This is a genomic window from Hoeflea sp. TYP-13 (assembly GCF_040932035.1).
Classification (GTDB): domain Bacteria; phylum Pseudomonadota; class Alphaproteobacteria; order Rhizobiales; family Rhizobiaceae; genus Hoeflea_A.
Window position 1 is genome coordinate 1448265 of the sequence record NZ_JBFRBB010000001.1, and the last position, 13326, is coordinate 1461590.

The 13326-nt window shown below is 58.0% G+C and carries 11 protein-coding genes; 8 read left to right on the top strand and 3 right to left on the bottom strand.

The features are described 5' to 3' along the window. Window positions 1-122 precede the first annotated feature (122 nt). The 5 genes from cysS to ABVT35_RS06835 all read left to right on the top strand — a co-directional run bounded on the left by cysS (window position 123) and on the right by ABVT35_RS06835 (window position 5481). On the top strand, window positions 123-1493 hold the full coding sequence (gene cysS / locus ABVT35_RS06815) for a cysteine--tRNA ligase (protein WP_368465526.1): 1371 nt from the start codon (window positions 123-125) through the stop codon (window positions 1491-1493). 22 nt (window positions 1494-1515) lie between these two features. Beyond that, on the top strand, window positions 1516-2007 hold the full coding sequence (locus ABVT35_RS06820; RefSeq protein ID WP_368465527.1) for a GFA family protein: 492 nt from the start codon (window positions 1516-1518) through the stop codon (window positions 2005-2007). Window positions 2008-2048: 41 nt separating this feature from the next. Continuing rightward, window positions 2049-3662: a citramalate synthase gene (cimA, locus tag ABVT35_RS06825; protein WP_368465528.1), complete on the top strand. Its 1614-nt coding sequence runs from the start codon at window positions 2049-2051 to the stop codon at window positions 3660-3662. A gap of 138 nt (window positions 3663-3800) precedes the next feature. Next, complete coding sequence (gene rarD, locus ABVT35_RS06830; protein ID WP_368465529.1) at window positions 3801-4742, top strand: EamA family transporter RarD; 942 nt, start codon at window positions 3801-3803, stop codon at window positions 4740-4742. Beyond that, on the top strand, window positions 4735-5481 hold the full coding sequence (locus ABVT35_RS06835; RefSeq protein WP_368465530.1) for an SDR family oxidoreductase: 747 nt from the start codon (window positions 4735-4737) through the stop codon (window positions 5479-5481). The genes rarD and ABVT35_RS06835 overlap by 8 nt, the downstream gene beginning before the upstream one ends. Here the strand turns inward: ABVT35_RS06835 and ABVT35_RS06840 are convergent. From ABVT35_RS06840 to ABVT35_RS06850, 3 genes are all read right to left on the bottom strand, one after another. Then, window positions 5476-6714: a glycerophosphodiester phosphodiesterase family protein gene (locus ABVT35_RS06840; protein WP_368465531.1), complete on the bottom strand. Its 1239-nt coding sequence runs from the start codon at window positions 6712-6714 to the stop codon at window positions 5476-5478. The genes ABVT35_RS06835 and ABVT35_RS06840 overlap by 6 nt on opposite strands. Window positions 6715-6809: 95 nt before the next feature. Further along, complete coding sequence (locus ABVT35_RS06845; protein ID WP_368465532.1) at window positions 6810-7691, bottom strand: carbon-nitrogen hydrolase family protein; 882 nt, start codon at window positions 7689-7691, stop codon at window positions 6810-6812. 30 nt (window positions 7692-7721) lie between these two features. Then, the gene (locus tag ABVT35_RS06850; protein ID WP_368465533.1) at window positions 7722-8330 is read right to left on the bottom strand and encodes a TIGR00730 family Rossman fold protein; all 609 of its coding nucleotides are present in this window, start codon (window positions 8328-8330) and stop codon (window positions 7722-7724) included. 279 nt (window positions 8331-8609) lie between these two features. Here ABVT35_RS06850 and ABVT35_RS06855 point away from each other — a divergent pair, with 279 nt between their 5' ends. The 3 genes from ABVT35_RS06855 (at window position 8610) to ABVT35_RS06865 (ending at window position 13320) form a co-directional block, all read left to right on the top strand. Further along, window positions 8610-10424: a LysM peptidoglycan-binding domain-containing protein gene (locus tag ABVT35_RS06855; RefSeq protein WP_368465534.1), complete on the top strand. Its 1815-nt coding sequence runs from the start codon at window positions 8610-8612 to the stop codon at window positions 10422-10424. A 147-nt stretch (window positions 10425-10571) separates the two neighbouring features. Next, window positions 10572-12458, top strand: coding sequence for an ABC transporter ATP-binding protein/permease (locus ABVT35_RS06860; RefSeq protein ID WP_368465535.1), 1887 nt, complete (start codon window positions 10572-10574; stop codon window positions 12456-12458). A gap of 163 nt (window positions 12459-12621) precedes the next feature. Further along, complete coding sequence (locus ABVT35_RS06865) at window positions 12622-13320, top strand: phosphatidylserine decarboxylase (protein WP_368465536.1); 699 nt, start codon at window positions 12622-12624, stop codon at window positions 13318-13320. Window positions 13321-13326: the final 6 nt, after the last annotated feature.

The window sequence follows — 13326 nt, forward strand, 5'->3', positions numbered from 1 at the left end:
GCTCCGCCGCAATTTGCATCTGCTGCATTATTATTCGCTAGCCAACCGCTGGCCGGGCTGTTTTCGTCTCCATTTCATGAAAAAGACAAACGCCTTGCCAGGGGCACAAGGGAGTTTGACCGATGGGCGATAAACGCCTCAAGCTGTACAATACGCTGACGCGCGAAAAGGAAGATTTTCAGCCGATCGATCCGGCCAATGTGCGTATGTATGTCTGCGGCCCGACGGTTTACGACTTCGCCCATATCGGCAACGCGCGGCCGGCGATCGTGTTTGATGTTCTCTACCGGCTGCTGCGTCACCATTACGGCGAGGCGCATGTGACCTATGTGCGCAACATCACCGACGTCGACGACAAGATCAATGCGCGTGCGGCCCGCGACTTTCCGGACATGCCGCTCAATGACGCAATCGCGCTCGTGACAGCAAAGACGTCCGATCAGTACCATGCGGATGTGAAGGCGCTCGGCTGCCTTGAGCCGACCATCGAGCCGCGTGCCACCGACAATATCCCGCAGATGCAGGAAATGATCGCCACACTCATCGATAAGGGCCATGCCTATGAGGCCGGTGGCGAAGTGCTCTTCGATGTGACCTCGTCGCAGCAATATGGCGAGCTTTCCAACCGCAAGGTCGAGGATCAGCAGGCAGGCGCGCGTGTCGCGGTCGAGGACCACAAGAAAAACCCCGGCGATTTCGTTCTGTGGAAGCAGTCTACGGAGAATGAACCTGGCTGGCCGTCGCCCTGGGGAACCGGCCGCCCGGGCTGGCATATCGAATGCTCGGCCATGAGCGAGCGTTATCTCGGCGAGGTGTTCGACATTCATGGCGGCGGGCTCGATCTCATCTTCCCGCATCATGAAAACGAAATCGCCCAGTCCCGCTGCGCCCACGGCACCGAGCGCATGGCCAATGTGTGGATGCACAACGGTTATCTGCAGGTTGAAGGCCAGAAAATGTCAAAGAGCCTCGGCAATTTCGTCACCATCCACGAACTGCTGGACAGCGACAAATTCGGCGGCCGCAGCTGGCCGGGCGAGGTGCTGCGGCTGGCGATGCTGATGACGCACTATCGCGAGCCTATCGATTTCAGCAAGCGCAAACTCGAGGAGGCCGAGCGGCTGCTCGGTAAATTCGCCAGGCGCGCCGGTAACGCTTCGGAAACGGATGAACCCGACGCCGAGGTCGTCGCCTTTTTGTCGGATGACCTGAATTTTTCCGGCGCTCTGGCGCGGCTCAGCGATCTCGACGGATCCGCTCTAGCCTCAACGTTGAATCTCATTGGATTCACGGCCTACAGGCAGGCAAAGACCACCGATGTCGATGAAGCCGTGATTGCCGAGCGCATTGCGACCAGGCTTGCATTTATCCGCGACAAGGACTGGGCAAATGCCGATGCCATTCGCGACGAACTGGCTTCAAGCGGCATACAGCTGAAAGACGGCAAGGACCCGGACACCGGTGACCGGGTTACGACATGGGAAGTCTTATGACGTTTTGGAAGGAGGTCGCGACATGACCGACGCAAACATAACCGGTGGATGTCAGTGCGGCGCGGTGCGCTACAGCATATCGGGCGATCTGACCTGGCCGCATCTGTGCCATTGCCGTATGTGCCAGAAAGCCTCCGGCAATTATTTCATGCCGCTGGCCAACGCCCAGAAGAACGAATTCACGGTCACCCGTGGAGCCATTAGCTGGTTTGCATCGAGCGATGTGACGCGCCGTGGATTTTGCAGCGCGTGCGGAACACCGTTGATCTTTGAAACCATCGATGCCGCGCATTTGAACATCACGCTGGGATCGCTGGATAATCCCGCTGCCGTAAAACCGGACGAACAATTCGGGCTGGAGGCCAGGATGCCGTGGTTTGACAGGCTTGACGGACTTCCGGGTGAAAGGACCGAAAGCCCCTCGGGAGAGGATTTCGAGCGCATCGAGGCAATCCGCAACAGCAACCACCAACATCCCGACCACGATACCGAGGAATGGCCCTTGGGCCGATAACAAAAGCACCAGGAAAGCCGGGTTAACCGGGCAAGTTGACAATGACCGAACGCGAAAAAATCTACCTCTTCGACACGACCCTGCGGGACGGACAGCAGACCCCCGGCATCGATTTCGGCGTTGAGGACAAGATTGCCATTGCCAAGATGCTGGATGCGTTTGGTCTGGATTATGTCGAAGGCGGCTATCCGGGCGCCAATCCGACTGACACCAAGTTCTTTGAAAAGAACCGCATGCAGAACGCGTCCTTCGTCGCCTTCGGCATGACCAAGCGGGCCGGAATTTCGGCATCCAACGACCCCGGACTTTCGGCGCTTTTGCAGTCTGAAAGCGATGCGGTCTGTTTTGTCGCCAAGAGCTGGGACTATCACGTCGAGGTCGCTCTCGGCATCACCAATGAGGAAAATCTCGACGGTATTTCAGCCTCGGTAGAGGCAACTGTCGCGGCCGGCAAGGAAGCCCTGGTCGACTGCGAACACTTCTTTGACGGCTTCAAGGCCAATCCCGATTACGCGATTGCCTGCGCCAAAGCCGCCTATGAAGCCGGCGCGCGCTGGGTGGTGCTGTGCGACACCAATGGCGGCACGCAACCGGCGGAAATCTCTGCCATCGTATCCGCGGTCATCGCCGCCGGTATCCCGGGCGATCACGTTGGCATTCATGCCCACAACGACACCGGACAGGCCGTTGCAAATTCACTGGCGGCCGTCGAGGCGGGTGCGCGTCAGATACAGGGAACGCTCAACGGAATAGGCGAGCGCTGTGGCAATGCCAATCTCGTCACACTGATACCCACCTTGATGTTAAAACCGTTGTGGAGCGAACGTTTCGTCACATCCATAGACAATGACAAGTTGACCGAACTGACACGGCTCTCCCATGCGTTCGATGAGTTGCTCAATCGCTCGCCGGAATCCCAGTCGCCCTATGTCGGTGTGTCGTCCTTTGCCACGAAGGCCGGAATTCATGCATCGGCTCTGTTGAAGGATCCGAAGACCTACGAGCATGTACAGCCCGAGCTGGTCGGCAACCAGCGCAAGGTCATGGTGTCCGACCAGGGCGGCAAGTCCAATTTCATCAACGAGCTCAAACGCCGCGGAATAGAAGTCGCAAAGGACAATCCACGGCTCGACCAGCTGATTTCCATCGTCAAGGAACACGAGGCCTCCGGCTATGCCTATGAAGGCGCGGATGCGAGTTTCGAGCTGCTTGCAAGGCGCACGCTCGGTCGGGTTCCGGAGTTTTTCAAAGTCGACAGTTTCCGCGTCATGGTCGAACGCCGCTTCGATGCGGTAGGCAATCTGAAGACGGTTTCGGAAGCCATCGTGAAGGTTGAGATCGACGGTGAGACCAAAATGTCGGTGGCCGAAGGACACGGCCCGGTCAACGCGCTCGACATCGCGCTTCGCAAGGATCTTGGCAAATACCAGCGGGAAATCGAGGACCTGGAACTGACGGACTACAAGGTGCGTATACTCAATGGCGGCACCGAGGCCGTGACGAGGGTTCTGATTGAATCGCGCGACCAGTCCGGCGAACGCTGGTGGACCGTGGGTGTTTCCGACAACATCATCGATGCCTCGTTCCAGGCACTGATGGATTCAGTCACCTACAAATTGCTGAAAGTGCGCAAAGCCTCGAAACTGGACGCTTGATCTCGCCACGCGCCTGTGATTGCCTAACGGTCGTTCGGCACCGAGTCACCCGGCCGGCATATTGAAGGCTGCTGCTGATTCAAATTGTCAGCAGAACGCTCCAAACCTTTGAATTTCAAGCACTGAAAGAACAGCGCCATGAATGGCACGGAACCAGACAATACTGCTTTGCGTGGATTCGCCTTCGGCATCAGCGCCTATCTGATGTGGGGGATGTTTCCGTTCTACATGAAGGCGGTCGAGCATGTTCCGGCGATGGAAGTGGTGGCCTATCGTGTTCTTTGTTCAATCCCGGTTGCAGGCATCATCATACTGTGGCTCGGCCGCACCGCAGATCTCAAAAAGGCCTTTCGCAGCCCGAGGACACTGGCGCTGGCGGCGGTAACAGCTGGTCTCATTTCGATCAATTGGGGTATTTATGTATGGGCTATCGCCAATGACAGGACCGTGGAAACGGCGCTGGGCTACTATATTAATCCCATCGTTAGCATCCTTCTCGGCGCGTTGTTTCTGGGCGAGCGCTTCAATCGGCTGCAACTGGCGGCCATTTTGCTGGCCGTCGCTGCTGTCGTAATCCTGACCATCAATGCGGGCGGGCTGCCCTGGGTTTCCCTGTCGCTGGCTTTCAGCTTTGGTTTTTACGGATTTTTCCGCAAGACGCTGCCTATCGGACCGTCTCAGGGTTTCTTTCTGGAAGTGGTGCTGTTGAGCATTCCTTCCCTGTTTGTGGTCCTCGCGCTTTCTGCCGAAGGCACGGGGCATTTCATGGCTGGAAATGCACGCGATACCTGGCTGCTTCTCATGGCCGGACCGGTGACCGCTTTTCCGCTGATCCTGTATGCGCTCGGGGCAAAAATGCTGCGTCTGTCGACAATCGGGTTAATGCAGTATACGGCGCCGACGCTGATATTCCTGATTGCCATCTTTGTGTTCCGCGAGCCTTTCTCCTATTGGCAGCTCGTCGCCTTTTGCCTGATCTGGCTGGCGCTGGCGCTCTACAGCTGGTCGACCATTCGCGAGGTGCGCAACGAAGCTCGGGCTGGTAAACTGCGGGCAGTGCAGGAGAAGGCAAGTGGCTAAGGTTGCGATCATAACCGGCGGCGGGCGCGGTATCGGGGCGGCGACCGCCATACTCGCTGCAAAAAAGGGTTACGACGTTTGCATCAACTATGCTTCGGATGTCGGGCGCGCCGAAGAAACTGCAATTGCCTGCCGCGAACAGGGCGTGCTTGCCCAAGCCGTAAGAGCCGACATTGCCTCGTCGCTGGCGGTTGAGGGTCTCTTTCAACGCTGCTGTGAAGAGCTCGGTCCGCCGACACTGCTGGTCAACAACGCCGGCGTCATAGGCAAGGCATCAACGGTACAGGATCTGTCGGATTCAGTTCTGCACCGGACCTACGAAGTCAACGTGTACGGTGCATTCTATTGTGCACGGGCGGCCATCAAGCGCATGTCGAAGGAAAATGGCGGCGAGGGCGGTGTGATCATCAATATTTCCTCTCTTGCGGCCACCTTGGGTAGTCCCGGCGAATACGTGCATTACGCCGCATCGAAAGCCGCCATCGATACCATGACCGTCGGACTTGCCAAGGAAGTCGGCTCTCTCGGCATCCGGGTGAATGCGGTTCAAGCCGGCACCGTCGACACGGACATCCACCGCCTGGAAGGCAATCCGGAACGCCCGGCAATGGTGGCCAAATCCGCGCCGCTCGGCCGTGTGGCGACACGGCAGGATATTGCCGAGGCCGTGATGTGGCTTGCCTCTGACAGTGCCTCCTATGCCACCGGCACAGTGCTTCGCCTCAGCGGCGGACTATAGTCCCATACAATTGGCGTAGAAGGTGGTCGTGGCCGGCCAGTCGGAGAACACGCCAACGACACCGACCTGCCGAGCAAGAACATCCAGGAGCACGAGGGCGTCGCCGTCGTTCTTTGTGTTGCCGCCGACCGACTGATAATACCAGCCGCCGCCGCCCGACAACGGCCCGGAGCGCTCAAGCGTCCAGGCAATGATGTTGAGGCCCGCATCTTTCGCCGCTTTCGCATAGGCCGAAGGAACCGGCTTGCCATTGTCCCCGGTCCTGACCAGCACCCACAGGGGCGGTGCGATGTAGCGAAAACCTTTGGCGGCAAGATCCTCCATCGAAGGATCCCATGTGTTGGGATCCTCCGGATCAATCCCGTTGCGGAGCCGCCCTTCCAGATAAACTGCCTGTGCTCCGAATTCCGGCTCGTTTTCGATCCAATAGACAATATCTGCCGGATTGAATGATTGCGCAAAGACCTGGGAAGCCGGAACATTGGCCTGTTTGAACGTGTCGATCATTTTCTGGGCGAATTGTTCCTGGGTAAACTCGCCCTGATACGGCATGGCAACGGCGGGCGATTTGAGCTCCGGCGTCATCTTGACACCCAACTCCTTGAAGAGCTCGATTGAATCGGCAAGCGTCATCAGCCGTCCTTCTGAGGCATAAAGGTCCGTGCGCCATGTCGGATGGCCGCCAAGATATTCCTCGACGGTTGTCGCGTCCTTGTTTGCCGATTCCATTTTTCCCGATAGCTGCCTGAACTCGGACAAAGTTATGTCCGATGTGCAGCATTTGGCTTCCGCCTCCGTGCCGGATGCGGGATCGGCGGGTGTGAAGGGCACACTGCAATTTGCCGCAATGTCGGGCTTCGTCAGTATGTTCGTCGTGGTGTGCAGATCGCATTGTGAATGGCGGCAGACCAGTTCGCGGTCCTTGGTGAATGTGACGTCACACTCGATCATACCCGCACCCATTCTTGCCGCAGCCCTGTAGGATTGCTCTGTGTGCTCGGGAAACTGCAGTGCAGCGCCGCGATGGCCGATCGAAAAATCCGTTTTAAAGAACGGCCCGTTCTCGCACTGCTTCAGCGCCTCTTTCAGTGCGCCATCGCCTAGGCTGTCGAGCAGGAAAAACGGCCTTGGACCCAGTTGCGCCGCTGTATCCGGGCTTTGAGCGGCGGCAGGGTACGCGCCCAGATAGAAGCATGCTAGAGCAAGGCTGACGAATATTGCAGGCAATCTCATGAGGGCTCCATTCAAACAGGATCCGGTCTCCCGGAATTGGTCATCATTCAATCAGCGCATCCAAAGCCGCGCAATGCAGTGGTTTGACAAATGAGCTAGCGCTTCCATTCGACCGAGTAGAGATCGTGCCTGCGGTCGCCCAGATTGCGCACTGACCCTTCCTGCCGTGCCCAGTCGAGGGCGGAAAGGTCAAGGTCGGCATAGATGATCATCTCGACATTCTCGCTTGCTTCCGCGGCAATGCCATCCCGCGCAAACGGCAGGTCGCTGGGCGTCAATATGGCTGATTGAGCAAAATTGCCGAACTGTTCGGGAACATTGTGAAAATTGCCGGTGATCCCGGAGGTGACCACGTAGCACTGGTTTTCCACCGTACGGGCGTGACAGCAATAGCGCACGCGCAAATGGCCGTGCGCCGTGTCCGTGCAGTAGGGTACGAAAAGGATGCGCGCGCCTTGGTCGATCAGATGGCGCGCCAGCTCCGGAAATTCGCTGTCGTAGCAGATCATGACGCCGATCGGCCCGCAATCCGTCTGAATGATGTCCGCCGCAGCACCACCCCTCACATTCCAGGTGCTGTCTTCTGTGGGCGTCGGGTGCAGCTTGTCGCGTCCGTGGACGCTGCCGTCTCTAAGGAACACGTAGGATGTGTTGCGCGCCACACCATCCGAATCGACAGTCAGGTGCGAGCCGGCCACAATGTTGATGCGGCATGATTGTGCAAGGGCTTCCATCCGCTCGCAAAATTCACGCGTGTGCTCGTGCGAGCGCGCGGCGACCTCTTTCGGACCCATCACACTTTCCGGTGACAGCACGCACAGCGTGAAAAGTTCAGGAAAAACGACAAAATCGGAGCCGTAGTCTTCCGCCGCGCGGACATAGTATTCGACCAGTTCATAAAATTGCGCCTTGTCGGCCAGCCTATCAGCGCGCCACTGAACCGACGCGACACGAATATTTCCAGTGCTGTTTGCCACCTTCATTCCTCCCGCAATTCCGGACCGCAGTCACATCTTGTCAATAACGTCCCGGTCGCCGGCGCTGGCGCCTCCCGCTTCCCATTCGGCGATAATTGCCGGCACGATTTCTTCAGGGTCGGCCACCACCAGGGGACGCGCAAGATGCGCGGAATGCAAAAACCCTGCTGTTGCCATATGGTTGAGCAGTTCAAGCAGCGGATCCCAGAAACCGGAAATATTGGCAAGCACCATGGGCCGCCGATGGCGGCCGAGCTGTGCCCAGGTCATGATCTCGATAATTTCCTCGAGCGTTCCGATGCCGCCGGGCAGAGCCACAAATGCGCCGGATTTCTCGAACATCGCGTGCTTGCGCTCATGCATGTCCTTGGTGACGATGAGTTCGTCAAAGTCCAGACGGTTTCCGTTGGCTGCTTCACGGCTTTGCAGAAACCCTGGAATTATGCCCGACACCAGCCCGTTTCCGTCAATGACCGCCTCGGCGACCGTGCCCATGAGACCGCTCGTGCCGCCGCCGTAGACAAGCCTCAGCTCGTGTGAGGCAATGGATTTTCCAAGCGCGTGCGCGGCATTCTCAAATTCCGGATTGTTTCCGGGCTGGGACCCGCAATAGACGCAAATTGATCGATTCTCTGACATGTCACTGAACAAACATGGTCGGTCCGAACTGGTCAAGCAAATCCCGCGACGGTGCATCTGATGCATTTTTGTCGATATTGATACAGTTCTGATTGCTCCGTACGGCCAAATGGCCGCAAATGCTTGTGAGTGGACGGCAAAAGTTCTAATTTGGCCCGGATTTCAGGGGCGGCTGTGCGCGGCGGGTGTGTGGCCGGAAAAAGTTATACTGGGGGACGGATCGGCTGGGATCCGTACGCGGGCAGCACGGCTCCGTTGCTGCGTTGACTGGAGTGTAAAATGAAGAACAACAAAAACCTGGTTTGGGCACTTGTCGCATTACTGATCCTCATTGTGATTGGCGGCTATCTCTATAGTGCCGATCCGCTTGGCTGGCAGGGGACCTCCGATGTCGCGCAACAGGAAAGTGCCGCAGTCAAATCCGAAAGTGCCGGCACCGGCAATACCGATGCGGCGTCTTCGAAAGAAACCGGGGATGCCAAGTCCGGGGATACCAAATCCACGGTGACCGGTGGCGAATCTTCGGGCGGCGGCGTTGCCTCCAAGCAGGCCGCTGTCGAGCTTAGCACTCCAACCTTCGACGTCGTCCGGGTGGAACCGGATGGATCCACACTGATCGCGGGTCAAGCAGCTCCGGGCACGGCGGTTGAAGTCGTTGCCAATGGCAAGGTCATAGCCATGGTTGAAGCGGGCTCGTCCGGCGACTTTGCGGCGGTGGTGGACAATCGTCTGGCACCCGGGGACCACGAGATTGTCTTGCGGTCAACGGGTGAGGGCGCTGCCATTGCGCAGTCGGAAGAAATTGCAACGATCAGCGTTCCCGAGAGCGATCCTACCGAACTTCTGGTCATGGTCACCAAGCCGGGCGAGGCGAGCCGTATTTTGACCAAGCCGGAGGCTGCGGAAACAAAGGTTGCCGCCAAAGCAACGACTGAGGCCCAGACAACAGCTGCCGTGACTGCCGACGAGGCCGAGCCAAAGGAAGTCGCCGCCCAGAAAGCCGAGGAAACGGCGATGGCAGAGAAACCGGCTGCGGGAAAGTCCGATGAGGTGGAAACTGCGGCAGTGACAAAAACCGAACCGGCAGCTGCAGCGAGCGAAAAGACCGCCGGGCAAGAGGCGGAGACCAAGGTTGCCATGGCCGACCAGTCTTCAGGCACTGCCGCCAGTGAAAACGCGGAAGCTTCGCAGGCGCCGGCCGCCGAATCAAAAACGGAAATGGCGAAGGCGACACCGGACAGAGCGAAAAGCGACGAAGGAACGGCCAAATCTCCGGCCGTTGTGGCGATTGAGCCGACACTGCGTATCGACGCCGTCGAGATCGAAAACGGCAGGATGTTCATTGCAGGCTCTGCAACACCGGGCGGCGCGGTGCGGGTTTATGCCGATGACGATGCAATCGGCAGCAGCAATGTCAGTGAATCAGGCCGTTTCCTTGTTGAAGCACAGAAGGACATTGCCGTCGGCGACCACACGATCAGCGCCGAGTTGGTCATGCAGGACGGCGCGGCTCCGGTAATGCGCGTTGCCGTACCGTTCACGCGGCCGGCAGGCGAAATGGTTGCGGCGGTGGCTTCTCCCTCCGCCGATGCCGAAAATTCGGCTGAAAGCGGCAGCGAAACGACCAAAAAGCCAGCAGCTACGGAAGAAAAGCCGGTGGAAACGGCGTCAGCGCAGTCGCAAGTGCCTGCCGCCGAAAAGTCTTCGCAAATGACGGCGGCTGGTTCCGGCAACGCTGGTGGCACGGCGATTGAGCAGGGCTCCACCGACGATGCGGCGCAGGCCGCAACGGCTTCGTCCGTTTCTCAAAACCAGGTCGCCTCAGCCGACACACAGACCAGCGGCACCAAGACCGTTGTCCAGGCTGCGCTGGAGCCCCGTGACGGCTCCGTCATCATCCGCAGGGGCGACACGCTGTGGCAGATTTCACGCCGTATCTACGGCCGCGGCGTGCGCTACACCACGATCTATCTGGCAAATGAGGATCAGATCAACAACCCTGACTTAATCGAACCAGGACAGGTCTTTGCCGTTCCCGAAGAGCCGTTGGCCAACGCCGAGGAACTGCATCGCAAGCGCATCCGCAGCCGGTAGCCCCGGCAGTGCTTTTGCCGCTTGACGGTAAAAGTCTTGAACCTATCTAATGTGAAGCGGCGATCACCGATAATCGCCGCTTTTTTCCGTCAGTAGGTCATTTCGCTGGCGAAGGGGGTTATCGGATATTCTAATAAAGGCATTTCCTTGTCCGATCAGAAAAAGACCATTGCAGCCGACACCGGCAATCCGTTGCACACGCTGCGCAATCTGTGGCCCTATATGTGGCCATCGGACCGTGCCGACCTAAAACGCCGGGTCGTCTGGGCGGCTTCGTTCCTGTTGCTGGCAAAGATCGCCCAGGTCGTTGTTCCGTATTTCTTCAAATGGGCCACCGATGCACTCAACGGCAACCAGGACGGTTTGCAGTTTTTGCCAGCAGTGCTGATTGCGCCCATCATGCTGGTGCTTGCATACAATCTGGCCCGGGTCATTCAGCTTGGTTTTAACCAGTTGCGCGATGCGCTCTTTGCCCGTGTCGGCCAGCATGCCGTCCACCAGCTTGCCTATAGGACATTCGTCCATATGCATCGCCTGTCTCTGCGCTTTCATCTCGAACGGCGCACCGGCGGCCTGTCGCGCATCATCGAACGTGGTGTGAAGGGCATTGAATCCATTGTCCGCTTCACAATCCTGAACACCCTTCCGACATTGATCGAATTTGCCCTGGTCGCGGTAATATTCGGCCTTGCCTATGGCTGGTCCTATGTTGCGGTGACCGCGGTCGTCATCTGGCTCTACATCTGGTTCACGATTCGCGCCAGCGACTGGCGCATTGCGATCCGCCGCGACATGAACGAATCAGACACGGACGCTAACAGCAAGGCGATCGACTCGCTGCTGAACTTCGAGACCGTCAAATATTTCGGCAACGAAGAGATGGAGGCCGATCGCTACGATCGCTCCATGGAGCGCTACGAACATGCGGCGACCCGCATCTGGACGTCCCTCGGATGGCTTAATCTGGGGCAGGGTGTCATCTTCGGCACAGGCATGGCCGTCATGATGGTAATGTCCGCTCTTGCGGTGCAAAGGGGCGAGCAGACGATAGGCGATTTCGTCTTCATCAACGCCATGCTGATGCAGCTATCGATTCCGCTGAACTTCATCGGATTCGTCTATCGTGAAATTCGCCAGGGTCTGACCGATATCGAGCACATGTTCGATCTGCTCGATGTTCGTGAAGAAGTGCTCGACAAACCGGACGCCGTTGCGCTCGAAAAGAAGACCGGAGCCATACGCTTTGACGATGTCTATTTCCGCTACGATCAGGATCGGCCGATTCTGAAGGGAATCACTTTCGAGGTTCCACACGGAAAAACCGTCGCCGTTGTCGGTCCTTCCGGTGCTGGAAAATCAACACTCTCGCGGCTGTTGTTCCGCTTTTACGATGTGCAGGAGGGGTCCATCACCATCAATGGTCAGGACGTGCGCGATGTGACTCAGAAATCACTGCGCAACGCCATTGGCATGGTCCCCCAGGACACGGTCCTCTTCAACGACACTTTGGCCTACAACATCCAGTATGGGCGGATAGACGCAAGCCCCGAGGAGGTCATGCAGGCCGCCGAAATGGCGCAGATCGGCGACTTCATCAAAACGCTTCCGCGGGGTCTGGATACGATGGTCGGCGAGCGCGGTCTGAAGCTTTCAGGCGGTGAAAAGCAGCGCGTCGCGATTGCACGGACCATCCTCAAGGCGCCGCCGATCCTGATCCTCGACGAAGCGACGTCGGCGCTCGACACCGCTACCGAACAGGAAATTCAAACGGCCCTCGACTTTGTCAGCCGTGGCCGCACGACGCTGGTGATTGCTCACCGGCTGTCCACCGTGATAGCAGCCGATGAGATCATCGTGCTGCAGGGCGGCGTAATTGCCGAGCGCGGAACCCACCAGCAGCTGCTGGAGCACAAGGGGCTTTACCTGGATATGTGGAACCGCCAGCGCGAGGCACGCGAAACGGAAGAAAAACTCAAGGATTTCCGCGAACACGACGAGCTTGGCGTCATCGTACGCAAGCGACCTTACGATTAAGATACTCAATTAACGTTACTTTGCGCCAACTCCGGCTGCGGTTGCACATTAGGCTAAACACCTGTTCAAGTCTGACCGCAACCCGTCTATATAGACGCGGTCGGGTTAGTTTCCGCTTTTACCGGAATCGGGCGGACGCACCACTATCCAATGGAGATTATTGATGAGCCTGTATGACACGATCTCGAACACGCTGGTGCCGGTGCACAAGGAGGGCTACAAGTTTGTGCTGGCCTTTCTTGCCGCTTCCCTGGTGCTTGGCTGGATCTGGGATCCGCTGTTTTGGATCGGCTTGCTGCTGACCGCATGGTGCGCCTATTTTTTTCGCGATCCGGAACGTGTGACCCCGCTTGACGACGATCTGGTCATCAGTCCGGCCGATGGGCGCGTATCCTCGATTGTGCAGATGAAACCGCCCAAGGAACTCGGTCTCGGAGAAGACGAAATGCTGCGCATTTCAGTCTTCATGAATGTCTTCAACTGCCATGTGAACCGCGCACCGATGAGCGGCAGTATCAGGGAAGTCGTGTACAAGCCGGGTGCTTTCCTCAACGCCGAACTCGACAAAGCCAGCGAAGAGAACGAACGCAACGGTCTGGTGATCGAGACCGGGCAGGGCCCCATCGGTGTTGTTCAGATTGCCGGGCTTGTGGCCCGCCGCATCGTTTGCTGGACCAAATCGGACGATCACCTGGATGCTGGCGAACGCTTTGGCCTTATCCGCTTTGGATCGCGCCTTGACGTCTTCCTTCCGGACGGAGCCACGCCGCGCGTCTCGGTGGGACAGACCGCGATTGCCGGTGAAACCGTGCTTGCCGAATTTGACGCCCAAAAGGGCAAAACCGTCTCCCGGAAAGCGTAACCTTTT

What these genes read in the sequence shown, in the direction of transcription:
- cysS (WP_368465526.1), top strand. Translation starts at nt 123, where the DNA reads ATGGGCGATAAACGCCTCAAGCTGTACAATACGCTGACGCGCGAAAAG.
- ABVT35_RS06820 (WP_368465527.1), top strand. Translation starts at nt 1,516, where the DNA reads ATGACCGACGCAAACATAACCGGTGGATGTCAGTGCGGCGCGGTGCGC.
- cimA (WP_368465528.1), top strand. Translation starts at nt 2,049, where the DNA reads ATGACCGAACGCGAAAAAATCTACCTCTTCGACACGACCCTGCGGGAC.
- rarD (WP_368465529.1), top strand. Translation starts at nt 3,801, where the DNA reads ATGAATGGCACGGAACCAGACAATACTGCTTTGCGTGGATTCGCCTTC.
- ABVT35_RS06840 (WP_368465531.1), bottom strand. Translation starts at nt 6,714, where the DNA reads ATGAGATTGCCTGCAATATTCGTCAGCCTTGCTCTAGCATGCTTCTAT.
- ABVT35_RS06850 (WP_368465533.1), bottom strand. Translation starts at nt 8,330, where the DNA reads ATGTCAGAGAATCGATCAATTTGCGTCTATTGCGGGTCCCAGCCCGGA.
- ABVT35_RS06855 (WP_368465534.1), top strand. Translation starts at nt 8,610, where the DNA reads ATGAAGAACAACAAAAACCTGGTTTGGGCACTTGTCGCATTACTGATC.
- ABVT35_RS06865 (WP_368465536.1), top strand. Translation starts at nt 12,622, where the DNA reads ATGAGCCTGTATGACACGATCTCGAACACGCTGGTGCCGGTGCACAAG.